At 34.0% G+C, this 26,546-nt stretch carries 26 protein-coding genes and 1 pseudogene; 12 read left to right on the top strand and 15 right to left on the bottom strand.

The window, feature by feature from the left end; genetic code table 11:
• The first annotated feature begins 191 nt into the window (after nucleotides 1–191).
• The 5 genes from IWX83_RS14820 to IWX83_RS14800 all read left to right on the top strand — a co-directional run bounded on the left by IWX83_RS14820 (nucleotide 192) and on the right by IWX83_RS14800 (nucleotide 5,462).
• Nucleotides 192–731, top strand: a complete 540-nt coding sequence (locus IWX83_RS14820) for a helix-turn-helix domain-containing protein (RefSeq protein ID WP_073355099.1) — start codon at nucleotides 192–194, stop codon at nucleotides 729–731.
• An 88-nt stretch (nucleotides 732–819) separates the two neighbouring features.
• Nucleotides 820–1,734, top strand: coding sequence for a hypothetical protein (locus tag IWX83_RS14815; RefSeq protein ID WP_073355100.1), 915 nt, complete (start codon nucleotides 820–822; stop codon nucleotides 1,732–1,734).
• Between the two features lie 74 nt (nucleotides 1,735–1,808).
• Nucleotides 1,809–3,209, top strand: coding sequence for a S9 family peptidase (locus tag IWX83_RS14810; RefSeq protein WP_073355102.1), 1,401 nt, complete (start codon nucleotides 1,809–1,811; stop codon nucleotides 3,207–3,209).
• 535 nt (nucleotides 3,210–3,744) lie between these two features.
• Nucleotides 3,745–4,290, top strand: a complete 546-nt coding sequence (locus IWX83_RS14805) for a hypothetical protein (RefSeq protein ID WP_073355103.1) — start codon at nucleotides 3,745–3,747, stop codon at nucleotides 4,288–4,290.
• A 152-nt stretch (nucleotides 4,291–4,442) separates the two neighbouring features.
• Complete coding sequence (locus tag IWX83_RS14800) at nucleotides 4,443–5,462, top strand: hypothetical protein (protein ID WP_196830805.1); 1,020 nt, start codon at nucleotides 4,443–4,445, stop codon at nucleotides 5,460–5,462.
• A gap of 141 nt (nucleotides 5,463–5,603) precedes the next feature.
• Here the strand turns inward: IWX83_RS14800 and IWX83_RS14795 are convergent, their stop codons facing one another.
• From IWX83_RS14795 to IWX83_RS14760, 8 genes are all read right to left on the bottom strand, one after another.
• Nucleotides 5,604–6,452 (bottom strand): DUF3078 domain-containing protein, encoded by an 849-nt coding sequence (locus IWX83_RS14795; RefSeq protein ID WP_196830803.1) that lies wholly within the window; start codon nucleotides 6,450–6,452, stop codon nucleotides 5,604–5,606.
• Between the two features lie 50 nt (nucleotides 6,453–6,502).
• A complete protein-coding gene (locus tag IWX83_RS14790) occupies nucleotides 6,503–7,018 on the bottom strand; it encodes a DUF2480 family protein (RefSeq protein ID WP_196830801.1) in 516 nt (171 codons plus the stop codon).
• Nucleotides 7,019–7,027: 9 nt separating this feature from the next.
• Nucleotides 7,028–8,860 carry an ABC transporter ATP-binding protein gene (locus tag IWX83_RS14785; protein ID WP_196830799.1) on the bottom strand — a complete coding sequence of 611 codons (1,833 nt, stop codon included), beginning with the start codon at nucleotides 8,858–8,860 and terminating at the stop codon, nucleotides 7,028–7,030.
• Between the two features lies 1 nt (nucleotide 8,861).
• Nucleotides 8,862–9,185, bottom strand: coding sequence for an SUF system Fe-S cluster assembly protein (locus tag IWX83_RS14780; protein ID WP_066075681.1), 324 nt, complete (start codon nucleotides 9,183–9,185; stop codon nucleotides 8,862–8,864).
• A 192-nt stretch (nucleotides 9,186–9,377) separates the two neighbouring features.
• Nucleotides 9,378–9,791, bottom strand: a complete 414-nt coding sequence (locus IWX83_RS14775; protein WP_196830797.1) for a GxxExxY protein — start codon at nucleotides 9,789–9,791, stop codon at nucleotides 9,378–9,380.
• A gap of 81 nt (nucleotides 9,792–9,872) precedes the next feature.
• Nucleotides 9,873–10,292 carry a SufE family protein gene (locus tag IWX83_RS14770; RefSeq protein WP_073355489.1) on the bottom strand — a complete coding sequence of 140 codons (420 nt, stop codon included), beginning with the start codon at nucleotides 10,290–10,292 and terminating at the stop codon, nucleotides 9,873–9,875.
• Between the two features lie 23 nt (nucleotides 10,293–10,315).
• Nucleotides 10,316–10,750, bottom strand: coding sequence for a hypothetical protein (locus IWX83_RS14765; RefSeq protein ID WP_196830795.1), 435 nt, complete (start codon nucleotides 10,748–10,750; stop codon nucleotides 10,316–10,318).
• Between the two features lie 19 nt (nucleotides 10,751–10,769).
• Nucleotides 10,770–11,984: an aminotransferase class V-fold PLP-dependent enzyme gene (locus tag IWX83_RS14760; protein ID WP_196830793.1), complete on the bottom strand. Its 1,215-nt coding sequence runs from the start codon at nucleotides 11,982–11,984 to the stop codon at nucleotides 10,770–10,772.
• Between the two features lie 165 nt (nucleotides 11,985–12,149).
• Here IWX83_RS14760 and IWX83_RS14755 point away from each other — a divergent pair, with 165 nt between their 5' ends.
• Both IWX83_RS14755 and IWX83_RS14750 read left to right on the top strand, forming a co-directional pair.
• Entirely contained in the window at nucleotides 12,150–13,496 is a 1,347-nt protein-coding gene (locus IWX83_RS14755; RefSeq protein WP_196830791.1) for a serine hydrolase, read from the top strand.
• A 5-nt stretch (nucleotides 13,497–13,501) separates the two neighbouring features.
• A complete protein-coding gene (locus IWX83_RS14750) occupies nucleotides 13,502–13,678 on the top strand; it encodes a hypothetical protein (protein ID WP_196830789.1) in 177 nt (58 codons plus the stop codon).
• Nucleotides 13,679–13,762: 84 nt separating this feature from the next.
• Here the strand turns inward: IWX83_RS14750 and sufD are convergent, their stop codons facing one another.
• The 5 genes and pseudogenes from sufD to IWX83_RS14725 all read right to left on the bottom strand — a co-directional run bounded on the left by sufD (nucleotide 13,763) and on the right by IWX83_RS14725 (nucleotide 18,280).
• Nucleotides 13,763–15,079: a Fe-S cluster assembly protein SufD gene (gene sufD / locus IWX83_RS14745; protein ID WP_196830787.1), complete on the bottom strand. Its 1,317-nt coding sequence runs from the start codon at nucleotides 15,077–15,079 to the stop codon at nucleotides 13,763–13,765.
• Between the two features lie 81 nt (nucleotides 15,080–15,160).
• Entirely contained in the window at nucleotides 15,161–15,913 is a 753-nt protein-coding gene (gene sufC, locus IWX83_RS14740; protein WP_073355475.1) for a Fe-S cluster assembly ATPase SufC, read from the bottom strand.
• A gap of 42 nt (nucleotides 15,914–15,955) precedes the next feature.
• Nucleotides 15,956–16,345: pseudogene (locus IWX83_RS14735) on the bottom strand (four helix bundle protein).
• Between the two features lie 85 nt (nucleotides 16,346–16,430).
• On the bottom strand, nucleotides 16,431–17,879 hold the full coding sequence (gene sufB, locus IWX83_RS14730) for a Fe-S cluster assembly protein SufB (RefSeq protein ID WP_073355497.1): 1,449 nt from the start codon (nucleotides 17,877–17,879) through the stop codon (nucleotides 16,431–16,433).
• 71 nt (nucleotides 17,880–17,950) lie between these two features.
• Nucleotides 17,951–18,280: an iron-sulfur cluster assembly accessory protein gene (locus tag IWX83_RS14725; protein ID WP_073355471.1), complete on the bottom strand. Its 330-nt coding sequence runs from the start codon at nucleotides 18,278–18,280 to the stop codon at nucleotides 17,951–17,953.
• A 168-nt stretch (nucleotides 18,281–18,448) separates the two neighbouring features.
• On the opposite strand from IWX83_RS14725, the gene IWX83_RS14720 reads away from it, so the two are divergent.
• From IWX83_RS14720 to IWX83_RS14705, 4 genes are all read left to right on the top strand, one after another.
• Nucleotides 18,449–19,309 carry an MBL fold metallo-hydrolase gene (locus IWX83_RS14720; RefSeq protein ID WP_196830785.1) on the top strand — a complete coding sequence of 287 codons (861 nt, stop codon included), beginning with the start codon at nucleotides 18,449–18,451 and terminating at the stop codon, nucleotides 19,307–19,309.
• A gap of 73 nt (nucleotides 19,310–19,382) precedes the next feature.
• A complete protein-coding gene (locus tag IWX83_RS14715; RefSeq protein ID WP_073355467.1) occupies nucleotides 19,383–21,005 on the top strand; it encodes a S8 family peptidase in 1,623 nt (540 codons plus the stop codon).
• 61 nt (nucleotides 21,006–21,066) lie between these two features.
• Nucleotides 21,067–22,938 carry a M1 family metallopeptidase gene (locus tag IWX83_RS14710; RefSeq protein WP_196830783.1) on the top strand — a complete coding sequence of 624 codons (1,872 nt, stop codon included), beginning with the start codon at nucleotides 21,067–21,069 and terminating at the stop codon, nucleotides 22,936–22,938.
• A 24-nt stretch (nucleotides 22,939–22,962) separates the two neighbouring features.
• Nucleotides 22,963–23,355 (top strand): hypothetical protein, encoded by a 393-nt coding sequence (locus tag IWX83_RS14705; RefSeq protein ID WP_073355465.1) that lies wholly within the window; start codon nucleotides 22,963–22,965, stop codon nucleotides 23,353–23,355.
• A gap of 67 nt (nucleotides 23,356–23,422) precedes the next feature.
• On the opposite strand, the gene IWX83_RS14700 is transcribed toward IWX83_RS14705, so the two are convergent.
• Nucleotides 23,423–24,628, bottom strand: coding sequence for an FAD-binding oxidoreductase (locus IWX83_RS14700; protein WP_196830781.1), 1,206 nt, complete (start codon nucleotides 24,626–24,628; stop codon nucleotides 23,423–23,425).
• Between the two features lie 83 nt (nucleotides 24,629–24,711).
• Nucleotides 24,712–25,620, bottom strand: coding sequence for a CPBP family intramembrane glutamic endopeptidase (locus IWX83_RS14695; RefSeq protein ID WP_196830780.1), 909 nt, complete (start codon nucleotides 25,618–25,620; stop codon nucleotides 24,712–24,714).
• Between the two features lie 413 nt (nucleotides 25,621–26,033).
• Here IWX83_RS14695 and IWX83_RS14690 point away from each other — a divergent pair, with 413 nt between their 5' ends.
• A complete protein-coding gene (locus IWX83_RS14690; RefSeq protein WP_196830778.1) occupies nucleotides 26,034–26,459 on the top strand; it encodes a hypothetical protein in 426 nt (141 codons plus the stop codon).
• The last annotated feature ends 87 nt before the right edge of the window (nucleotides 26,460–26,546 follow it).

Genomic DNA, 26,546 nt, shown 5'->3' with positions numbered 1-26,546 from the left:
CATTCCCTCATGCGAGATTTACGGGATATAATTGCTATTGCGATTCTTAGACTATTTGTAAGAAAAATTTAATATATTTGAAATACCAAGTACAAGCCAATAGCGACAACCTACTCATTTGTGGGTGTATACACGCTATTTTGTAGCGAGTATATACAAGTTAGCAGAAAGTTTACCACAAAAACCTGAAAATGAAGATAATTATTCAACAATTAAGAGAAGAGAAAAACTTAACACAAACAGAACTTGCTGAAAAAAGTGGACTTTCATTGCGAACTATACAGCGAATTGAAGCAGGAAATATTCCAAAAGGATTTACCTTAAAAACTCTTGCCAAAACTTTTGAAATAGAACCTGAAAAATTGACTTATGCTACAAAAATTTCAAAAATAGACAGAGCAAAATTGATTAATCTTTCCTCCTTAATTGGACTTGTACTAACATTTGGAGGTGTTATATTTCCATTAATATTAACAAACAAAACGAGCGACAAAAAAAATAAAGAATTGGGCAAAAATATCGTAAGTGTACAAATTTTATTAGCCTTTTTACTTTCTTTTTCGCTTATCGTAAGTCCATTTATTCAAAAAGGTTTATCACTCAATTATCCACTCTTTCTAATTCCATTACTTTCAATTATTGCTATAAAATTATTGATCGTCATTATAAATGGTATTAGTTTAAACAAAAACAACGATTTACATAAAAAACTAAAAATAAACTACTTATAATTTTAATAGTGAAATTGACGTAAAATTGGCGTATTGGTTTTGCGAAAAAATAGATTTTATAAATCGACTTTTGCAGAAAAGAAATCTTATGAAAATTTTAAAGAAAATTGTGTTCACTATTTTGATTGTTTTGGTTTTAGGTTCACTCGGTGTCTATATTTATTTTGACCAAAAATTCACGCCCGAAAAAAATTATCTAACTGTAGAAAACGAAAGCGGAAATATTCAATTTACTTGGCTCGGAGAAGAAAAGAATGTGCTATTACTACCTATTCAATTCACAAATGACACTATAACTTATTATTTACAATTTGACTCGGGTTCACCTGCAACTGTTTTTTACTCAAATGCAATTAATAACCTAAAACAAATTAATAGAAATCGCGAACGAGCAAAAGCCATATTTTACATAGGAAAAACCAAAATAAAGTCGGACAAATTCCAAATTTTAAATATTGGTAAAGAAGATAATAAAAATGAAAGTTTAAAAATTATTGGGACAATTGGAACGGATATTTTAGAAAACCGTAAAACCATAATCAATTTTAAGGAAAACTATATTTTATTAAATCTATCAAAAGTACCAACTCAATTTAAAGGAAAATTGTTTGATTTTAAATTCAAAAAAAGAAAAATTATCATTGGTGGTTTTTTAAATGGAATTGAAGAAAAATTTTTGTTTGACTCGGGAACAAGCGCTTACGAATTATTGACAAACAAAGAAATTTGGGATAAACTGAAACTTCCAGATTCAAAAATCAATATCGAAAAATCACAATCGTGGGGTAAAGTCTTAACAACTTACACTGCAAATTGCGATCAAAATATTCAATTTAGCGACCAAAAGATAAAATTAACCAATGTTACCTATGTCGAAGGATTTTCACAAACTCAATATTCAATGATGAAATTCTCTGGAATGACAGGAATGTTGGGCAACAAAATATTTTTACATAATAGTTTGTATATTGATTGCACAAAAAACAAAATTGGAATTGAATAAAAAGCCTTAGCTGTTAGCAGAAATTTTATAGAGACGCACCACAGACAAATAACGAATTAAAAAAACAAATGAATATGAGAACATTATCGATTTTACTAATTTCACTATTAACTACAATTAGTATTACAGCACAAGACATTACAGGACAATGGAATGGAGCATTAAAAGTTCAAGGGACACAATTAAGACTTGTGTTTAATGTTACTAAAAATGATACGGATGTAAGCTCTACAATGGACAGTCCAGACCAAGGAGCAAAAGGAATTCCTACTACAACTACAAATTTTGAGAACTCAATCTTGAAAATTACAATTGCAAGTGCAAAAATAGAATATGAGGGAACATTAGGAAAAGACAATATTATAGTTGGCACTTTTAAACAAGGTGGACAATCTTTTCCAATGAACTTATCAAAAGAAGTATTTGAAAAAGAAAAACTTGTAAGACCACAAGAACCAATAAAACCATATTCTTATCATTCAGAAGAAGTATTTTTTGAAAATAATAAAGCAGGAATTAGTTTAGCAGGAACATTGACATTACCCAAAAAAGATGGAGTTTTTCCTGTTGTAATTTTAATAAGTGGAAGTGGACCACAAAACAGAGATGAAGAATTATTAGGACACAAGCCATTTCTTGTTTTATCAGATTATTTAACAAAAAATGGAATTGCAGTTTTACGTTATGACGACAGAGGTATTGCATTATCAAAAGGAGATTTTAAAACAGCAACTTCTGCCGACTTTGCGACAGATGTGGAAAGTGCAATTTCATATTTGAAAACAAGAAAGGAAATTAATAAAAAGAAAATAGGTTTAATTGGACATAGTGAAGGAGGATTAATAGCACCAATTGTTGCAAGCAAATCAAAAGATGTGGCATTTATTGTATTATTGGCAGGAACAGGAATCCAAGGGGACCAAATACTTTTATTACAACAAAAATTAATTGGAAAAGCGTCAGGCATTAGTGATGAAGAATTACAAAAAAATGAAACTGAAAATAGAAAAATATTTGATATTGTAAACAAATCTACAAATCTTGAACAACTAGATAAAGACTTGACAATTTATATTAAACAGTCATTAAAAGACAATCCAACGGAAGAAAAACCAGCAGGAATGAGTGATGAAGATTTTATAAAATTACAAGTCAAACAAATTGCAAATCCTTGGATGCAATATTTTATTAAGTATAATCCTGGACCAGATTTGGAAAAAGTGAAGTGTCCTGTTTTAGCAATTAACGGAGAGAAAGATTTACAAGTGCCATCAAAAGAAAATTTAGAAGCCATAAAAAAAGCATTGACAAAAGGAGGAAACAAAAAAGTAATAGTAAAAGAATTCCCGAATTTAAATCACTTATTTCAAGAATGCAAAACAGGTTCGCCGTCAGAATATTCAACTATTGAACAAACATTTTCACCAATAGCATTAGACGAAATAGCAAAATGGATAAAACAACAAACGAAATAAAAAAACTTATGCTAATAGCTTAGGCTTTGTTGGGCTTGAAAAGCCAACAACGAAACTGCTAGAACTCGTTTGTCCACGTTATCTCGTGCTCGTCTGTGACGAGTACCTACTTAAATTGAAAGACAAATCGTAGCGCTTTTAACGCGGATAATTAAAACGGGAATTAGAGATTATGAAAACAGCAGTTATAGTAACTATGAAGAAGACAAAACTGTTTTCTGTACGTAAAGGCTGAACCTTTGTGGTAATCTTTTTATATAAGCCGCGTTGCAAACGCTTTATTTAGTTCACATTTGTAAGTAGATACTCGTCACAGACGAGCACCAGATGAAGTAAGTAAAATAGTGTTTAGTAATTAATGTAGAATGCAGAAAGATTTATTGGCTAACATTTGTTTTGAGGATTTTTTTACAAAAATTTCAAATATTCAAGGAATTTTTTAGGAGGCGAAACAATTACATTTGCAGAGTTAACAAGTTACTATGAACTTTTAAATTCTAAAGCAGACAGACATGTTGATACAACATAAAAAATTATGAATTTTAATAAAAAAGACAAAACCGAAATATTTGAAAATGCGATTAGTTGGATTGTAATATTTGCAATGTTCGTTTATGGAGCAGCTAAAATTAATCAGTTTGATGGAGCAATAGAAATTGACAAAACTGTTTCTAAATTGACCGGAATGGAATTGATGTGGGCATTTTATGGTTATTCTAAATCTTATGCTTTGACTTTAGGGCTTCTAGAAATAATTGGGGGACTTCTAATTTTGGTCAAAAAAACACGAGTTATTGGTTGTTTATTTGTTTCTACTATACTCTTTAATGTTATTCTTCAGGATATATATTTCGAAGTGCATTTTTCAGCACTTAAAGCTGCTATATTATATCAATTTTTAGTTTTAATTATTTTATGGTTAAATAAGGATAGACTTATTCAAAGTATAAAAATATTGCTTGATTCCACTAAATATGAGCAAACAAAAATGAAGTATTTTGTAAAATTGTTTATTGCTTTTATTCTCTTTGTAGCATTTAGAATCGCAGAATATTATTTAACAATTAAATTTAAATTTTAAACAAAGAAAAGTAACATCCCACTAGCACTCGTTTGTCCACGTACTCTGGTGCTCGTCTGCGACGAGTGCCTACTAAATTTAAAGACAAATCGCAGCTTTTTTAACGCGGATAATTAAAGCGCGAATCAGAGAGACACACTTTAAAACATGATATGAAAAGCATCAATACAATAATCTTCCTATGTTTAGTTCAAATAATTTTTGGACAGAATCGAAACATAATAAATAATCAAGCCATTCCATTTAGTCTAATACAAAAAAAGGATACGATTGATTTTATAGTAATTGACACAAAATTAGACAGAGTAAAACCTATTTTTTTATTTTGTCAAGGTTCTTTACCATTGCCATTATTTGTAAAAACAGCAAAAGAAAAAATATGGATGATTGGTGGTGGAATTACAAATTTTGATCTAGATGAAATCAAGAAAAACTATCATTTAATTGTAATTTCAATGCCAAAAACACCTGTAATTATCGATGAAAAAAATCTAAATGAATCGTATTGCTATATTCCAAACGCTGAAAAACCAGATAAATTTGATGCGGATTATGTCAAGTCTGATTATTTAGAAAATTATGGAAATAGAGCGAAAGCAGTCTTAAAATTCTTGCGAAAACAAAAATGGGTAGACAATTCCAAATTAATAGTTGCAGGGCATTCACAAGGTTCAAAAGTGGCCACTTTAATCGCTTTAAACAATAAAAAAGTAACTAATTTAGGTTTGTTTGGCGCCAATCCATTTGGTAGAATTGACCAAAATATCCGAAATTACAGAAAAAGTGCAGAAAGTAAACAAATGACTTGGGAGGAAGCGGATGAGCGTATTGAAAATACATATAAAATGTTGAACGATTCTTACGATGAAAAAAAATTAAAGGAGAATCCAGATTTATTAGCTTGGAAATCATTTTCAAGGCCATTGATAAATGATTGGTTGAAAATCAAAATCCCAACCTATTTAGCTTATGGAACGAATGATATTGCTTCGGCTTTGTGTGATTTAGTACCTTTATTTTACATTCTAAATTCAAAAACAAATCTGACTTATAAACGATATTTAAATTTAGAACATAATTTTTTTGAAGTAAAAGAAAATGGAAGAGCAGATTATGAAAAAGAACATTGGCAAGAAGTAATGAACGAATTTATTAAATGGACTGTAAAATAACCACCTCTTCTTACACTTTTTTTTTATTAGAACTTCCATGCAGTGAACAACAAATCATAGCGTTTACAACGTTTACAACCACAAAAAAATCCCTTTCGAAACCAAATTTCAAAAGGGATTTCTTCTAAAATAGTGCTAGGTTTAAAACCCGTAATTAACTCCTAATCCAAATACTTCCCGCACCTGAACGGCTTGTATGGAATTATCGTCATAGATTGCTTGTACAGCGACATTAGCCGACAAGTATTTGTTTATTTTCAGAAACAAATTCATCTGGTAATCGACATCTACATTTTGTAGGTTGTCTAGATAGTTGGAATACAAATTCAACCGATTCTCGATAGACACGTTAGCCATGATATTGAACTTGTAATAAGCAGTGATGCTGGCTCCAAATTCAATTCGGCTTGAATCGCCTTGCAAGACCCCAAAAGAAGGACCAAATTCCGTAAAATGAGGGTGAACGATAATTAGTTTTGCTGTCGCAGGAGAAAAATTGACACTTAAGTTATCATTTTTTTTCCAAAGCATTCCGGGTCCCAACTGGAAATAAGCGGGAGAGAAAAAATGTGAAATTTTGGTCATATTTTTATCTAATCCGGTATCCATTTGTGTTTTGAAATTGAAAAACATCGAATAATACCATTGTCCGTTGGCTTTCTTTCCATAAAGCGAATTCAATTCCACTCGGTCATCGGTTTTAGCTATTTTTTCATCGCCTTTTATTTTGGTTAAACCATACGCTAGAATTAGTTTGTTATCCCATACGACATCTCCTTTTTTATAATTGAAGTCGTAATTCAGTCCAAAATTCCCTGCCACATTCGATGTTCCGCCACCGAGCCATTGCTTGTTGTACGCAGATTGATTGAAAAGCAGTGAGATGTTCCCTTTTTTGGTCCAATACTTTATGGTATCTGTGGCTGTTTCTTGGGCGGTTACAGAAAGTATGGTGAACATAAATACGAAAGAAATAGCTATTTTTTTCATGACTTTATATTTTTAATGCTACAATAAAAGTATAAAAAAATCGCAATAAATTAACCTTTCTTTGAAGCTTTGTACAACGGCACAGCTGAACACGCTTCGCCATACATGATACTACGGGCAAAAGGTTGTAAATAATGCGCAGCCAAAACATAAGCGCGCATAGGAACGGGTTTTTTAGCACATCCTTTGATAATTACCGGTTTGTTCTGGTACACGGAAAAGTCCATTTTTGGTAATAGTTCTTCGTATAAAGATGCTTCAAGATCTTCGATCGTTCCATTGATTATTTTCTTTGCAAATGGTGCTAATTGAATTGCAACCAAAATAGATGCCCAAGCCGGGACAATCGCATCGGTGCTGCAATGAATCGCAACATATTGATCTTGATATTGGGACCAATCTTGATTTTTAAGTTCCGCTCTAAAGTCTTTTTCTCGCAGTAAAAAGCCTTCCAAAAGCCATTTTGAGATATCGATTTGCGCCCGAATTCCTCTTGGATAATAATCCTCGAGATCGAAAACTTCCAAAACACTATTGGCTACTTTATTTACAATTTCATCTTCCATACTTTTATTTTATAGATAGCCTTCAGCCTGCAGTGTAAACAGTTGGGCATATAATTGATTATTCTCCATTAATTCCTGATGTGTTCCTGACTCTAAGATCTTACCTTCTTGTAGGACAACAATGCGATCGGCCTGTCTCACGGTGCTAAATCGATGAGAGATGATCACACTAGTTTTGTCCTTAATTAATCCTATAAACCGTTCAAAAACTTCGCTTTCGGCTTTGGCATCTAGCGCCGATGTGGGCTCGTCTAGAATCATTACTTCAGCGTTTTTCATGTAAGCCCTTGCCAATGCAATTTTTTGCCACTGTCCGCCGGAAAGTTCTTGGCCTTTGGCAAATCGTTTTCCCAGTTGTTGCTCGTAACCATACTTTAATTCAGCAACAACTTCATCGGCTAGACTTAATTCAGCCGCTTTCAAAATGCGTTCATTATTGTTAATCTCATCAATCTTGCCGATAGCAATATTTTCTTTTACGGAAAATTCATATCTGAAAAAATCCTGGAAAAGGACTCCAAAGTACTCCTGATAATTGGCCTTATTATATTGGTTGATATTGATGCCGTCTAGCAAAATTTCACCTGATGTAGGCTCGTAAAATCGAAGCAGTAATTTAGTAAGTGTCGTTTTTCCTGCACCATTTTGCCCAACAAATGCTATTTTTTCTCCTGCTTTGATGGTAAAACTTACATCGTTTAATATTTGATTATCACTTTCAGGATAAGCAAAGTAAACATTTTTGAATTCAAATCCGATTTTGATTTTTTCTGGCATCGGAACCTCGTTTTTACTTTTATTTTCTGACGAAATGTCGATAAAATCAAAATAATCTTTGAGGTACAAAGCACTCTCTGATATTCGTGTAAATTTCGAAAAAAAATCGCGCAGACTACTCATTAATCGATTGAAACTCCCGGATAAAAAAGTTAATTCTCCCAATGAAATTCCGCCCGAAAGAACTCTGTAAATTATAAAAACATAAGCGGCATAATAACTGATCGATCCTAAAACATTAAATAAGAACCCATAACTGGAACGTTTTACAACAAGCGATTTATTTAATTTGAAATAGCGCGTTGCAAGGGTTTCAAATCTTTCCACCAGAAAACTAGTTAAACCAAAAAGCTTAATTTCCTTTGCCGTTTTGTCATTAGCACCAATAAATCTAAGGTAATCCAATTCTCTTCTTTCAGAAGTCCAGCTGCGGGCCAGCGAATATTGTTGTTGACTGAAACGGACTTCATTTATAAAAGAGGGAAAAATACTTAAAACTAATAAGATAATTAAATAAGGCTCAAAATAAATCAGTCCCACCACCAGTGAAAATATAGAAATAGTAGTTTGAGCCTGACCTAACACATTCGACATTAAATCAACACGGCCTGCCGTTTGCGTTCTTGCTCGGTCAAGCTTGTCGTAAAATTCAGAATTTTCAAGTAAACTTATATCAATTTCATTGGTCTTTTTAATGATTTTAATCGAACTATTGATATTGTACTGATCTCCAAGAATTCCATCCGTAAGTGAGATTGCACGACCTACCAAATCCGATAATACTACCAGAATGAATTCAATTACTACTGATTGCCAAAGTTCAGAATAATCCTTTTCTCCATGTGTTGTAATTTGGATGATAGCATCAAAAATAAGTTTTCCAACCCATAAAATCGCAACCGGTAACAAAGCAGCAACGATTCTGCACAAAGCAGATGTCAAGAATAACGATTTGTTAGTACGCCAAATTTCTTTGAAAAACCGGGGTATTAAGAAAAGCGAATCAAGAGACGATTTTAATCCAATTTTTTGATCGTTTAACGATTTGGGTTGAGTGCGTGCCATTTTATAGCATTCCCAATTCTAATTTTGCTTCTTCGCTCATTAAATCTTTACTCCATGGTGGGTCAAAAGTGATTTCTACTTCAGCATCTTTTACATGCTCAATTGATTTTACTTTTTCTTCTACTTCTCTTGGTAAACTTTCTGCAACTGGACAGTTAGGAGAGGTAAGTGTCATCAGGATTTTTACTTCATAATCGGTATTGACCATGACGTCATAAATCAGTCCTAATTCATATATATCTACAGGAATCTCCGGATCGTAAATGGTCTTTAATATTTTTACGATTGATTCTCCTAATTCTGTGGTGTCTATTTCTTGTTCCATTTTTTTCTATTTATTTTGTAATTTTTTATTAACATATAAGTCATATAAGTTTTCTTTTAAGTAAAAGGAAAGTGAATTTAAGTTTTTATAAATTATTGACTTGTATGACTCCTATGTTTAAATCGTTTTTTCTATTAAAGTTTTTTATTCAGTGTTTGCAAATTTTTGACTTATGTGTTTAAATCATTTTTTCTATTCATCTAGTTTACGATAAAACTCGTTTACCAAAGTTTTTTGGCCTTCAAAGAAAATGTTTTTTACATTAAAGTTAATTAACAAACCTATAGGTGCATTTAATAAATTCATATAAGTAAGTAATTGCGCTTCAAAAATAGGGTTTATTTCGTTTACCGATTTTAATTCAACTACGAGAGTGTTTTCTATAGATAAATCACATCTTAATTTAGATTCTAATTCATGTCCTTTATATTTTAAAGGGACCAGTAATTCAGAAGAATAATTTATTTTCCGTAATTCTAATTCTTTTTTTAGGCATTGGTGATAAACACATTCCAATAGACCAGGACCTATACTTTTATGCACTTCAATTGCTGCTCCATTAACCTGATACACTAAATCCTTAAGATAACTTCTCGTTATGTTCATTATTGTCAAGTTTAGATTATACTAGGTTAGTGTGTGTTTATCATAATTAAAAAACTTATATGACTTATATGTTTAAAACAATTAATTCTTCGCATTGAACGCCAAAGCATACATTTTTATATTCTTGATCATTGAGACCAATCCATTGGCGCGTGTAGGCGATAAATGTTCTTTCAATCCTATTTCGTCAATAAAACCCAGATCAGCTTCCAGAATATCAGACGCTTTTTGATTGGAGAAAGTCCGAATCAATATCGCAATAATTCCTTTGGTCAAGATGGCATCACTATCAGCGGTGAAAACAATTTTATCGTCTGTTTGTTCCCCTTGTAGCCACACTTTCGATTGGCAGCCTTTGATGATATTATTTTCGGTTTTGTATTCTTCTTTGATTAGCGGCAGTTTCTTTCCTAATTCGATGATGTATTCATACCGTTCCATCCAGTCGTCAAACATGGAAAATTCATCAACGATTTCGTCTTGTATTTCTTTAATTTTCATAATTAGCTGATTTTGTTTCCGTGTTACTCTTTTTTAACAAATGAATTTATCTTATCAACGAATTTCTTTATTTCCTTTGGCGGAAAGCCATGATCAAAATCTGTTGTTTCATAGATTTTGTCTTTGTAATTGATTTTTAAGTTGGCGATAGCCGCACCATCATGAAAACGCTTTTCAGTTGGTGCTTTCAGTTCGGATAACCGATCTAACTCTAACTCTTTGAAACAAGCCACAACTTCTTTCCAATCGGCATCACTAATTTTTATGGGTGCCGCTTTATCATTTCCATCTCTGTCTTTAGAAACAGTGATTGTCTGATTTTCTAGGGTGATTTTTTGATAAAAACCTCTGGTATTGGCGGTGTATTCAATTACGGCGTTTTGCATATCTTGAGCCTTAGCACTATCGCAACCGTTGCCTAAGAAAATGGTAAGGAATAAAATAGATAGTATTTTCATGTGACTTTAATTTTGGTTTTTAAGATAACATAAGCTGCGCTTTTTTAACTGCCGCTACCATGAGATCAATTTCTTCTTTGGTATTGTAAAAAGCAAATGAGGCTCTTATCGTACCAGGAATGTTAAAGAAAGTCATGATAGGTTGCGCGCAATGGTGTCCTGTGCGTACCGCTATTCCTAATTTGTCAATTATTGTACCAATATCATAAGGATGAATTCCTTCGATGTTAAACGAAATTACAGAAGTTTTTTCTTTGGCAGTGCCAAAAATTTTCAACCCTTCAATTTCTAGTAAACGTTTGGTACCATAGTCTAGCAATTCTTTTTCTTGCTGTTGAATATTGTTAAAACCTACTTCATTCATATAATCAACTGCAGTTCCTAGGGCAATTCCCCCAGCAATATTTGGTGTTCCGGCTTCGAATTTATGGGGTAATTCCGCATAAGTTGTTTTCTCGAAACTCACTTCCTTGATCATTTCTCCTCCACCTTGATATGGCGGTAATTTATTCAACCACGCTTCTTTCCCGTATAAAATTCCGGTTCCCGTAGGTCCGCAAATTTTATGACCTGAAAAAACATAAAAGTCACAGTCCAGTTCTTGGACATCTGGTTTCAAATGTGGAACGGCTTGCGCTCCATCAATCAAAATGGCAGCTCCCACTTCATGTGCTTTATCAATCATGTATTTAATAGGATTGACAGTCCCAAGGGCATTAGAGATATGATTAACCGTTACGATCTTTGTTTTGTTTGAAAGTAACGCGTCATATTCGGACATGATTAATTCGCCTTCCTGATTCATAGGAATTACGCGTAAGACAGCTCCAGTTTTCTCACATAACATTTGCCAAGGCACGATATTGCTGTGGTGTTCCAAGGCGGAAACCAAGATTTCATCACCTGGTTTCAAGATAGCAGCAAAGCCATTGGTGACTAAATTAATTCCGTGTGTAGTTCCCGATGTAAAAAGTACTTCGTGAGCGAATTTCGCATTGATGTGACTTTGAATTTTACCACGAGAAGTTTCATACGCATCGGTAGCCAATTGGCTTAATGTGTGAACACCGCGATGAATGTTGGCATTAATCTCTTGATAATATTTTGATATCGCATCAATCACTACTTGTGGTTTTTGCGAAGTAGCTCCATTATCGAAATAAACTAATGGTTTTCCATTTACTTTCTGAGTAAGTATGGGAAAATCGGCTCTGATTTTATTTATATCTAGCATAATTATTTAGAAAAGTTCTAAATACAAAAGTAGTGAAAAACCAAATCGTTTTAGCCACGAATTCACTAATTTTTATGCTTGTTTCTTATGCGTTTATAGAATTTTTTTATTGAATTAGTAATTGGATATTTTATTAAATTGCAATTAATTAATTCTGTAGTCAAAATGAAAAAATTCTTTAAGTTCGTTGGTTTTGCCGCTGTTATCGGAATGTTTTATTTAGGGTTCACAACCTATCCAAAACTAGATTTAATTTCTGGCTTTTCAGCCAAAAGTATCGCTTCAGGACATTTTATTGATCATCGTTCGCAAGGCATGATTGAAAAAGGGGACAATGATATTGATATGATTGACTTGGCCAACAACACAATTGAAGATGCGGGACAGTTTGCCGTTGCCTCAGTTTATGGTTTGAAGGAAAGAAAAGCGATTTACCGTAAAGGATTAGGAGCCACTTTGATCAACGATGATTTTGATGTTTCAAAACCGTATTTGATTCCTAAACGAAGTTTACCTAACAACACAATTCCTTTCCCTTACGGAAATAAAGAACCAAAAGATACGGTTTTTGCCAATATTGACTATGCTAAATTGAATGCGGCTGTCGCCAATGCCTTCGATACAAAAGGAGCAGTAAATAAAAGAACGCGTTCGCTACTGGTGATTTATAAAGACAAAATCATTGCTGAAAAATACGATACTGGTTTTGATAAGAACAGTAAAATATTAGGTTGGTCGATGACTAAAAGTGTTACGGCGACGCTGTTTGGCGTTTTAGAAAAACAAAGAAAATTTGATGTTGATACACCAGCTCCCATTCCAGAGTGGGCCAATGACAAACGGAAAATCATAACTACAAGTGATTTGCTCCACATGAATTCTGGTTTACAGTGGGTGGAGAATTACAGCACAATCTGTGATGCTACTAAAATGCTCTTTCAAGCAGAAGATATGACGCTTTCCCAACTAGATAAACCAGTGGAACATAAACCCAACACGCGGTGGAATTACTCTTCAGGAACAACCAACCTGCTTTCTGGAATTTTGCGAAAGCAATTCAAAACGCATCAGGAATATTTAGATTTTTGGTACACGGATTTGATCGATAAAATAGGGATGAACTCTATGGTAATTGAAACCGATATGGCAGGAAATTACATCGGTTCTTCCTACGGTTGGGCTACCACGCGCGACTGGGCAAAGTTTGGATTGTTGTATTTACACGAAGGCAATTGGAACGGCGAGCAAATTTTTAACGAAGGTTGGGCTAAATATACAGTAACTCCCACGAATACGTCAGACGGAAGATACGGCGGACACTTTTGGCTTAATGCTGGCGGATATTTTCCCGATGTTCCAAGAGATATGTATTATTGTAGTGGTTTTCAAGGTCAAATGGTTGCGATTATCCCGTCACTTGATTTAGTAATCGTACGAATGGGATTGAAAGAAGAGTCTAATTTTGATTTTAATGGAATCCTGAAGGGGATAATTGAAAGTGTGAAGAAATAATTTTAATGATAAAGAATAAAGTTTTACAATCAGTTTTAATGATAATTGGAGGTTGGTTTTTAGGGGGTTTAGGTTATTCTACGAATCTAGGGTACTCAATAATAAATGCATTTTGTTTTTTTGGAGGTCTTGCACTATTGTTCTTAGGAATTATCATGTTTATTATTGCAGTAAGAGACTAAAATTAACCGCAAAGGGCACAAAGTTTAGTAAAAACCTTGTGCCCTTTGCGTCAATCTTAGCGAACTTTGCGGTTAAAAACTTAACTACAAATCAAATCCCATTTTCACACCTAATTTTGTAGCGATAATTTTGGTGATTCGTTGTTTTAATTCCGGTATTTTGATGTTTTCGATAACGGCATTCGAGAACGCATACATCAACAACGCTTTGGCTTCTTTTTGTGGAATTCCACGTTGCTGCATATAGAAAAGCGCACTTTCATCTAATTGTCCAACCGTGCAACCATGAGAACATTTCACATCATCTGCAAAAATTTCCAGTTGAGGTTTTGCATTTATGGTCGCTTTATCGCTCAATAAAATATTGTTACTTTTTTGGAACGCATTTGTTTTTTGCGCTTCTTTTTCTACGTACACTTTTCCGTTGAAAACTCCCGTAGAACGATCTGAATAAATTCCTTTATAGTCCTGAAAACTTTCGCAGTTTGGAGTGGAATGTTTCACAAGCGTATAATGATCTACGTGTTGTTTTTCGCCAATGATAGTGATTCCGTTTAAGGTACTTGTCAATCTTTCGCCAAAATGATAGAAATTTAAGTTGTTTCTAGTCAAATTTCCTCCAAAAGAAAATGTATGAACTGAAACGTGACTTTCCTGTTTTTGGGAAACATAGGTGTTGTCAATTAAATTCGCTTCAAGTGTATCATTTTGTATTTTGTAATAATCAACGATAGCACGTTTTTGAGCAAAAATCTCCGTAACGGAATTCGTTAACACTGGATTTTCATTCAGGCTTTGATGACGCTCTATGATTTGAACATGAGAATTCTCACCAACAATAACCAGATTTCTTGGCTGCACCAGTAGCGCCGCTTCGTTTCCTGTAGAGAAATACATGATTTCAATAGGTTTGTCTGCTACTTTGCTTTTCGGGATGTTGATATACGCACCTTCCATGGCAAAAGCGGTATTCAACGAAGTCAAACTGTCGTCTTTGTTAGCGATTTGGTTAAAATAAGCGTCAATAACCATCTTGTATTTTGGCTTAGTCAATGCTGATGACATTAGGCATACGTCAATTCCTTCATGCGTTGTTGCTGATAAATGGGAGCTGAAAATACCATCAATAAACACTATCTTATAGGTGTCTATCTCGTGTAAAAAGTATTTCTTTACATGATTGAATTCAATTGCATTTTCTTTTTTTGAAAAAACGGTAAAGTCATTTTTTAAGATGGCGTTTAACGAGGTATATTTCCAAGATTCGTCTTTTTTGGTTGGGAACCCTTTATTTTCAAAGTTTTTTAAGGCAGCTGTGCGTACATCATGAAGTTCTGAATGAACATCGATGCGTTCTTCAAAAGCCATAAAAGACGATATTAATTTTTCTTTTAATTCCATTTTTGTTTCTTGTTTAAAGTTTAAGGTTCAAAAGTTTAAAGTTGATGATGTGAACTTTAAACTTTTGACTTTAAACAAATTTTAAGCTTCTTGTTCTTGTTTGATCCAATCGTATCCTTTTTCTTCTAGCTCTAAAGCCAAAGAAGCGTCTCCAGATTTTACAATTTTACCGTTGAGTAAAACATGAACAAAATCAGGGACGATATAATCTAATAAACGTTGGTAGTGCGTAATTACTACAATGGCGTTTTTGTCGCTTTTTAGTTTGTTCACTCCGTTTGCTACAATACGCAAAGCATCAATGTCTAATCCAGAATCGGTTTCATCAAGAATAGCCAATTTTGGTTCTAACATGGCCATTTGGAAAATTTCATTACGTTTTTTCTCTCCACCAGAAAAACCTTCGTTTAGAGAACGAGACAAAAATTTACGATCGATTTCTAATAATTCTGATTTCTCGCGAATCACTTTCAACATTTCGTTTGCAGGCATTTCTTCCAGACCGTTTGCTTTACGTGTTTCGTTGATTGCCGTTCTCATGAAATTAGTTACTGAAACTCCTGGAATTTCCACTGGATATTGGAACGAAAGAAAAACACCTTTATGTGCTCTTTCTTCAGGAGCTAATTCACTAAGATCTTCTCCGTCTAAAGTGATTTCACCGTCGGTTACTTCGTAGTTTTCGTTTCCTGCAATGATTGATGCAAGAGTACTTTTTCCAGCACCATTTGGTCCCATTATCGCGTGAATTTCTCCCGCTTTTACTTCAAGGTTGATTCCTTTTAATATTTCTTTATCCCCAATTGAGGCGTGTAAATTTTTTATACTTAACATTTGTTTCTTTGGTTTAAAGTTTAAAGTTTAAAGTTCTCGTGTTTACTGAAACTTGGTGCCTTTAAAATCTTTCTTGTTTAAATATGATATAAAATTGTTTATTTTTCCGCTTAAATTTTCAAAATCTGTTTTCAAAATTTCAAACTTTTCATCACTGATATAATTGTAATCTTAAACGCGATATAATTGCGACCTTGTTTCTCCAGCGGATCCTTTTGCGATAGACAAAAACTGTCTAAATTCTAGATTTCCATTTCTTTCAAATCCTTCAGCAATGTTATCCATTACTGAGCCAGATGATGCTTTTATTTGATCTTTAAATCTGAAATCATTTTTTAAATCTGATTCTACAGCAATAATATGAATTTCTTTGGCCAGTCGTCGAGCTTCTTTCCAAATTTCTAAATCTTCAAACTTAGTTATTGTCGCCATTCATTTTTGTATAAAGTTTTTCTTTGTTTAAAGTTACCAATAGATTCCGGTTACACAACCTTAAACTTTAAACTTTAAACAAATTTTACCCTACCGAACCTTCTAACGAAATTTCTAATAATTTTTGTGCTTCTACTGCAAATTCCATTGGCAACTTATTCAATACATCCTTACTGAAACCGTTTACGATTAAGGCAATTGCTTTTTCGGTTGGAATTCCACGTTGATTACAATAAAAAACTTGGTCTTCGCCTATTTTACTTGTCGTAGCTTCATGTTCTATTTTGGCTGTAGGATTTTTGCTTTCAATATAAGGGAACGTATGCGCGCCACAATTGTTTCCCATTAATAAGGAATCACATTGCGAAAAGTTTCTTGCGTTATCAGCGTTTGGAGAAATACGCACTAAACCACGGTAACTATTTTGAGATTTTCCAGCAGAAATTCCTTTAGAAATAATAGTCGATTTAGTGTTTTTACCTAAATGGATCATTTTAGTTCCCGTATCGGCTTGTTGGAAATTATTAGTGACAGCAATCGAATAAAATTCTCCTGTTGAATTATCTCCTTTTAAAATAACAGAAGGATATTTCCACGTTATCGCAGAACCGGTTTCTACTTGTGTCCAAGAAATTTTTGCGTTTTTCTCGCAGATTCCTCTTTTAGTTACAAAGTTGAAAACACCACCTTTTCCTTCTTTGTTTCCAGGATACCAGTTTTGTACCGTAGAATATTTGATTTCGGCATTGTCTAAAGCAATCAATTCTACGCAAGCAGCATGTAATTGATTTTCATCACGACTTGGAGCAGTGCAACCTTCTAAATAACTTACGTAACTTCCCTCATCAGCAATGAGTAAGGTACGCTCGAACTGTCCTGTTCCTGCTTGATTTATTCTAAAATAAGTAGAAAGTTCCATTGGACAACGGACACCTTTTGGAATATAGCAAAAAGATCCATCAGAGAAAACAGCTGAGTTTAATGCTGCGTAAAAATTATCTTTTTGAGGAATAACAGATCCTAAATATTTACGCACTAATTCTGGATGTTCTTTGATGGCTTCAGAAATACTCATAAAGATGATTCCTTTTTCGCCTAATGTTTTCTTGAAAGTTGTCGCTACTGAAACGGAGTCGACTACGATATCCATAGCCACATTATTCATCATTTTTTGCTCATCGACAGAAATACCTAACTTTTTATACATTTCTAAAAGTTCGGGATCTACATCGTCCAATGTTTTATTGGGATCTACCGCCTTTGGAGCTGAATAATAGGAAATAGCCTGAAAATCAGGTTTAGTATAGTGTACATTGGCCCATTCCGGCTCGGTCATTTGCTCCCAAGCACGAAAGGCCTCCAGACGCCAATCGGTCATCCATTGCGGTTCTCCTTTTTTGTGCGAAATTGCGCGAACGATATCTTCATTTAAACCAATAGGAAACGTTTCTGATTCTAATTCGGTGTAAAATCCGTATTCGTATTCTTTAGTTTCGAGTTCGATTTTTAAATCGTCTTCTGTATATTTTGACATAATTTTATTTTTTAAAACCATTAAGACTTAATTTACTTAATATCTTAATGGTTTAAATCTTTTTTATTTGGTTATAGTGAAAATGATTCCCCGCAACCACATGTTCTATTGGCATTTGGATTGTTGAAAACAAACCCTTTACCATTAATTCCTCCTGAGAATTCTAATACTGTTCCGGCTAAATAAAGGAAAGATTTTTTTTCGACTGCGATAGTAATATCGTTGTCTATAAAAATTTTATCGTCTTCGTTTTTTGTTTTATCAAATTTTAAATCATAAGATAATCCAGAACATCCGCCGCTTTTTACACCAACTCTTACGTAGTCGATTGCAGCATCAAAACCATCATCTTTCATTAAATCGATGATTTTTTTTCTTGCTGTGTCAGAAACTTTTATCATAGCTTATATTGATTTTGTCTAAATTAAGGACAAAGATAGTGCATAAAAAGCTTTTTCCATAATTCATAACAATTTTATAACTAATCCTAAAATAGAAAAAAGCTATTTGATTCGACTAAAAGGATTTGAATTCCTTAACTTTGGCTCCTATCAAAAAACACAAAATATATGAAATTATATCCCATAGAAACCGGAAATTTTAAATTGGATGGCGGCGCCATGTTTGGTGTGGTGCCAAAAACAATTTGGAGTCGAACCAATCCCGCCGACGAAAACAATTTAATCGACATTGCGGCTCGTTGCTTGTTGATTGAGGATGGCAATCAATTGATTTTGATTGATACTGGTATGGGGAACAAGCAGTCCGATAAATTTTTTGGGTATTACTCGCTGTGGGGAACCCATTCGATGGATAAATCATTGGCAAAATATGGTTTTCATCGGGATGATATTACAGATGTTTTTATGACGCATCTGCATTTTGATCATTGTGGGGGAAGCGTGCAATGGAATGCAGATAAAACCGGTTATGAAGTCGCATTTAAAAATGCTAAATATTGGTCTAATGAAAATCATTGGGAATGGGCTACTAAACCTAATGTTAGAGAAAAAGCTTCTTTTCTCTCTGAAAATATTTTACCAATGCAAGAAAGTGGGCAATTGAATTTTATAAAAAGACCAGAAGGCGACTTTCTCTCGATCTCTGAGTTGGGGTTTGGCATCTTCTTTGCTGATGGACATACCGAGAAACAAATGCTTCCACACATTCAATATCAGGATAAAACGATTGTTTTTTGTGCTGATTTGTTGGCAACAGCCGGACATATTCCCATTCCTTACGTAATGGGCTATGATACCAGGCCTTTATTAACCATGCCAGAGAAGGAAAAATTCATGAATGCTGCCGCGGATCACAATTATTATTTGTTCTTAGAACACGATGCACATAACGAAATCATTACAGTGGAACGAACGGAAAAGGGAGTCCGTTTAAAGGAACGTTTTTCCTGTAATGAAATCCTAACATAGTGTTAAGGAGGGCTACAGTTGTAACAAAAAAAATTATTTTAGACAAATATTTCAAAAACTTAATATAAATCCAATGAATACCATTAAACCTATTTACATTTCTGCTTTTGCCTTTTTGGTATTAGTAGGATGCGGAACCTCAAAACAAGTAGTAAATACTACTGGATTAGTTGCCATAACTGCTCCTTTGAACATTGCAAAAAAAGCGCCAATTAAGGAAAATGACCTACAACGCTGGAGTCATTTAGATATTATAACGGATACCATTCCAGGGATGAGCGTTGATAGAGTGTATGCTGAATTATTAAAAGGTAAAAAAGGCGTGCCCGTTATTGTTGGAATTTTAGACTCGGGTGTCGACATTGAGCATGAAGATTTAAAATCGGTGCTTTGGACCAATACCAAAGAAATCGCTGGAAACGGAATTGACGATGACAAAAATGGATATATCGATGATATCCACGGTTGGAATTTTCTTGGTGATAGTACCAAAGAGAATTTAGAATACGAAAGAATTGTAAAAGACAAAACCTTAGTCGATGAAGCGACATATCAAGCTGCAAAAGCGCTGAATGACAAGAAAGTGGCTGATGCTGTTGCCGGAAAAACACGTTCAGAGCAAATGTTAGAAGCTATTGTTACGGGAGATGCTGTTTTGGTGAAACATTTTGGTAAACCGGTTTATACTATTGAGGAGGTAACTGCAATTGTTTCTCAAGAGCCTGCAACCCAAAAAAGTAAAGCGACGATGCAACAAATGCTTTCTTATGGTTTGCCAATAGCAGATTTGAAAGTTGCTGTTCAAAAACAATTAGACGAACAGGTTGCTCTTATTAATGGCGATCATCTTAAAACAGACTACCGTAAAGTGGTAGGTGATAATCCAAATGATATTACGGATACAAAATACGGGAACAATAATGTGATGGGACCAGACAAGAACGAAATTCTTCATGGAACACATGTTGCCGGAATTGTAGCTCAAACTAGAAACAATGCATTAGGTGGAGATGGAGTTGCTAATAATGTTCAAATTCTTACGATTCGTGCCGTACCAGATGGTGATGAGTATGATAAAGACATTGCACTTGGAATTCGTTATGCAGTTGATAATGGTGCCAAAGTGATCAACGGAAGTTTTGGAAAAAGTTTTTCTCCACACAAGCAATGGGTTTACGATGCTATAAAATATGCGGAGAAAAAAGATGTTTTGTTTGTTCATGCAGCTGGAAATGATGCTAAAGACATTGATTATGCAGAAAATTTCCCTAATGATTCTGAGGATAAAGTAACCGAGTTTGCTGATAATGTACTTACAATTGGTGCGTTAAACTATGAATACGGAAATAAGGTTGTAGCTCGTTTTTCTAATATTGGAAAAATTAATGTAGACGTTTTTGCTCCTGGAGTAAAAATATATGCTACCACACCAAACAACACTTACAAGTACTTACAGGGAACATCTATGGCCGCACCAAATGCTGCGGGAGTTGCTGCATTGATCCGTTCGTACTATCCAAAATTATCTGCTAAACAAGTTAAACATATTTTGATGGATTCAGGGATTGCCATTTCTACAGATGTTATTGTGGGTGGAAAAGCAACAGATACACGTTCATTTACTACTTTATCTCAATCAGGAAAAATCGTAAATGCTTACAATGCTTTTTTGATGGCAGAAAAAATGTCTAAATAATATTTAATGCATTCTTTATATGGAAGGACAATTTGTCCTTCCATTTTTATTTAAATCAAACATGAAAAAACTACTATTATTTTCTTTTCTTACTTTAAGTTTTGGAAGTCTATGGGCTCAAAACACAGGATATTGGCAACAGCACGTAGATTACAAAATGGACGTGACTATGGATGTATCCACTTATAGATACAAAGGCACACAGGAACTGGTCTATACTAATAATTCTACTGACACTTTAAAAAAAGTGTATTACCACCTTTATAACAATGCTTTTCAGCCGGGAAGCGAAATGGATGCCAGAATCCAAAACATAAGAGATCCAGATGCTCGAATGGTCAACAAGATTAAAGTTGGTCCAAATGAAAGGAAACAAAGCCGAATCAAAATGTTGAAACCTAACGAAACAGGGTATCTGAACATTACTGATTTTAAGCAGGATGGAAGCACTGCCTCGGTAGAAACTATAGGAACGATTCTGGAAGTTACTTTGGCCAAGCCAATAGCGCCCAACTCAAAGACTACTTTTACTTTAAATTTTGATGGTCAGGTTCCAATTCAAATTCGTCGCTCTGGAAGGAATAATGCCGAAGGAGTCGCGCTTTCCATGGCACAATGGTATCCAAAAATGGCCGAATTTGATTTTGAAGGGTGGCATGCTGATCCCTATATCGCTAGAGAATTTCATGGCGTTTGGGGAAATTTTGACGTCAGCATTACAATCGATAAGGATTACGTTTTAGGAGGTACTGGTTATTTGCAAAACAAAAACGAAATAGGTCACGGGTATCAAGATTCAGGCGTTGTCGTAACTGTTCCTAAAAAAGCAAAAACGTTGACGTGGCATTTTAAAGCGCCAATGGTTCATGATTTTACTTGGGCTGCAGATAAGAACTACATTCACGACATTGTACAAGGACCTAACGGCGTTGACTTGCATTTTTTGTATAAAGACAATCCAAAATACATTCAAAACTGGAAAAATCTGCAACCAAAAACGGCTCAGTTAATGGAGTTCTATAACAAAACGGTTGGCGATTATCCCTATAAGCAATATTCTGTGATTCAAGGGGGTGATGGTGGAATGGAATATGCCATGTGTACCTTAATTTTAGGACAAGGAAGTTTTGATGGATTATTAGGAGTAACTGCTCACGAAATGGCACATTCTTGGTTTCAGCATGTCTTAGCTAACAATGAATCAAAACACGGGTGGATGGATGAAGGATTCACCTCTTTTCTAGAAGACCTGGGAATGAATGAAATAGCCGATAAAAAAGTAGAAAATCCATTTACGGGGGCGTATGCAGGTTATTTTTCAATGGTGAATTCCGGTAAAGAATTACCGCAAACTACACATGCAGATCGTTTTGACGAAAACAGAGTGTACAGCATCACTTCGTATAGTAAAGGAGAACTTTTCCTAACACAGTTAATGTATTTAATAGGAAAAGAGAATCTAATGAAATCCTTAAAAAAATATTACAGCGATTTTAAATTCAAGCATCCTACACCTAATGATATCAAAAGATCAGCGGAAAGAGTCTCTGGAGCAAACCTCGATTGGTATTTAACGGATTGGACACAAACGACCAACACAATTGATTATGGGATTAGAGAACCAAGAGCTATTGGAGATAAAACGATTGTTACTTTAGAGAGAATAGGCAGAATGCCAATGCCTCTTGATTTGTTAGTGGAGTATACAGATGGAACAATGGAAAGTTTTTATATTCCCCTGCGCATGATGAGTTTCAAAAAGGAAAATCCGAATCCTGCACTTAAAAGAACAGTTTTGGGGGATTGGGCTTGGGCTTATCCTACCATGGAATTTATGATTGCTAAACCTAAAAGTATCATCAAAAAAATCACCATCGACCCAAGCGGTTTAATGGCGGATATTAAGAAGGAAAACAATGTTTATAAGCAATAAATATTTAGTTGAAAATGTAATTTTATGGATATTAAATACAATCAAACTACTGCATCAATTGAGATCAAAGATGGTTTGAAAAATCATTTTTTTATTGTGAAGTTGCTATTGATTATAACGTTCATCAATGCAGTTTTAAATTTATCCAATGCACAGGTAGCTTTTGGATTTATGAAATTAATTTGGTTGTTTATTGGAATGGTTGCCGTTTTTGGGCTAAGAAATTATTTTTTTAAAAAAACAGGTACAGATAAAATTCCAGTAAATCAAATAGTAGGAATCAAGGAACGTGTTTCATTTAGTAAAAAGATATATTTTATCCAATTGAAAAATGGGAAAACAAGAGACCTTTTAGAAGTTAAATCGGAATCACAGTTTAAAGAAGTTAAAAAATTGTTAGCAGAGATTAAATTATAATTTTAGAAAAAGCCGCAAAAATATTTTTTTTGCGGCTTTTTTAAATACGTTTGAAAGAGGTTTACAATTATCTGCGAAATTTAAAATAGTCGGCTAATGGATGTTTCTTGTTTTTTAGCATTTTAGAAACCAGTTCCATTCCAATGACTGAAAACGTGATGCCGTTTCCACCAAATCCCAAAACAAAATAAGCACTTGGAAAATTAGGGTGTTTGCCAATGTATGGCAAGCCGTCTTTAGTCTCGCCAAAAGTACCCGCCCAGACAAAATCCATTCTGAAATCATAATCAGGTAAAATTTTCTTCAGGTATTTAGTTAACTTATTGGACTTGTCGTTGAGTAAGGAATCTCGCTTTGCAGCATCTACAAAATCTTCATCTTCGCCTCCAATAAGCAATCGGTTATCATCTGTGGTTCTCATGTATATGTAGGGCTCCGTGGTGTTCCAAAATAGAGTGTCGTTAAGATGCGATTGGTCATCTTCAAAACGTTCGCCTACCATAGCATAAGTAGAAAGTAGGTTGACAAATTTGTCTTTAATGATTTCAGTACTTTCAAAACCGTTGCAGTAAATTATTTTCTTGGCAGTAATAGTTGTTCCATGTTCTGTTAGAACTTTGACGCCATTTTGTTTGTAAGTAACTCTTTTAATATCGGTTTTATCGAAAATCTGCAATCCATTTTTATGATTGTACGCCAGAATATCATGAGCTAATTGAAAAGCATCAATACTACCGCCTTGTTCGGATAAGATTCCGCCATACGAATGTTGGATGTGAAACTTTTTAGCAATTGCATCGGATTCAAGCCATTTTACTGGCATTCCAATTTTTTTTCGGGCCTCAAATTCTTTTTTTAACCAACCAACATCTTTTTTTAAAGCGGCAAAGTATAGCGATTCTTTTTTCTTGAATCCACAATCAGATTTCACTTCTTTTACTATTTTTTTCAAATCATCAATCGATTTATAACAGGCCCAATAGCTTGCAACGGCCGCTTCTTCGCCAATCAAATCAATCAATTGGTGCAACGGCACGTCAATCTCATATTGTAACATAGATGTCGTAGCCGATGTGCTTCCGTGACCAATTTCTCTGCGATCGATCAGCACGGTTTTGTAACCATCCGCCATGCATTGATGCGCTATAAGACTGCCGGTTATTCCTCCTCCTACAATTAGAATTTCTGTATCCAGATTTTCTCTTAATGACGGGTAAGAGTTGATGATTCCGTTTTTTACCAACCAAAAAGGTTCACTTGATTTTAGTTTCATGATGCTGCCGTTTTTATCAAATTTAGTAAAAAATGTGTTGACAAATTCCGAATATTATTTTTAGACAAGAAAATATTCTTAAGCTAACTTGCTTTATTAGAGTGATTTTGCTCTTTGGCAAGGCTGTTTTTTAGTTTGTTTTCAAAGGACATATAGAGAATCCCGATTGCTATAAGTTGAAAAATCAAGGACAATAGGGATCCTTCGAACCCAAAATCACCTCCATTCCAGATGGAGGCCAACTTGTAATCGGTTTCAATGATGGAATAGTTTTCAATCCCACTAACATTAAATCCAAAAATTGTTCCTTGGAAAAAATTCCAGCTAAAATGTAAAGCAATGGAAAACCATATATTTTTAGTGTATAAATAAGGCAATCCCAGTAGTATCCCAGCTACGAAAAGATCAATTAAGCCAAAAAAAGTAATGTTAGGATTACCGGCATGCAGCAAACTAAAAAGCACAGAGGATAGGAGTAAGGCTGTTACGTTATTAAAAGATTTCATTAAGTTGTTTAAAATAAATCCTCTCAATAAAAGTTCTTCCGAAATAGCGACACATACATAATGCAACAAGCTCAACACGATCAATGGCAAGTTGAAATTGAAACTTCTAAAATTTATTTCGTCAAAAAGCAGTAGGCTTATGAAACCAATTGACATAATTATTAATCCATAATATATACCGCGAATAGTGTCCTCTTTGATCGATTTTTTTTCAAATCCTATGTTCATAAAGGGTTCTTCAACTACATATTTCATAAAAAGCCACAGTACAGTAATTGTGCCGGCTAACGAGGCAAGCGATACAATCAAGGACTGAAGGGGACTTCTAGGAATTGATTGAAAGTTCATGAAATCGATCCCTGCTATGGTATAGCCAATCATTTGAAAAATCCCAACGATTATAAAATACGGCAGAATTATTTGCAAAACATTTTGCCATCCTTGGTGTTTGTCTACAACAGTGCTTTTCATTATCGTGTTTTTCATTTTTTACAGTAATTCAAATATAAGAATTATTTTATAAAAGGCATACTTTAATAGCTGTTTCAAATACATTATGGAATTGGAACTGAAAAAAAACAGCTATTCTGAAATTAGAAGAGAAGTTCATTTAAGCCAACAATAATCGGGTTTAAAAAACTAAATTCCCACCCTAATTTTTTTAAAATCCGAACTCATTCTAAAAAAAATATTGTGATTTTTTGGCGCTCAACTGTTCGTTGTTTTTTAATTTTTTCAAATATCACTAAAAGTGGGTATAGTAAGTAGTATTTTATTGATTACTTTTCAGAAATAATAACTAACCAAAAGAAAATGAAAACAAACAAACAAACAAACAAACAAACAAACAAACAAACAAACAAACAAGTGACTTAAGGGGCAAAATGATTTTGCTTTTTATGAGTTTTACTCTCTCTTTTATGCATTCTTGTAGTACAGACGAAACAGTATTGCAGAATGATTCAAACATTAAAACTGTGTCAAGAGAACAAGCGATTCAATTTTTACAACAAAATTCGCTAAATAGTAGCAGTAACAAGACATTCAAAACGACTACTTTGTCTAATTATGGTGCGATATCATTTGAAAAAATAACAAATGGCGATCAACTGTTAACTGTAATTCCTCTACCAGATAACGACAAACAACAAAACAGTAGAGTGCTATTGCTCACAGTAAACGACACATTAAAAAGTGCAGTTTTTACAATGTATCCTGATGTTGACCAAAGCACAAAAGATTTCTCAGGTCGAGTAATAATCACTAGTATGAACGGTGTGTTTTTTAAGGGATTTAGAATGAAAAACGGATACCTTATATTTTAGCCCCCGATAAGTTCGGAGTGTTATTTTAAATTTCAAACTTATATATTTGAAACATGAAATACAAGAAATGGACTTTAGATCAGAAGC

This window comes from Flavobacterium sp. CG_9.1, from assembly GCF_015751645.1.
GTDB classification, from domain to species: domain Bacteria; phylum Bacteroidota; class Bacteroidia; order Flavobacteriales; family Flavobacteriaceae; genus Flavobacterium; species Flavobacterium xanthum.
This window is presented reverse-complemented; position numbering and strand designations above follow the sequence as displayed.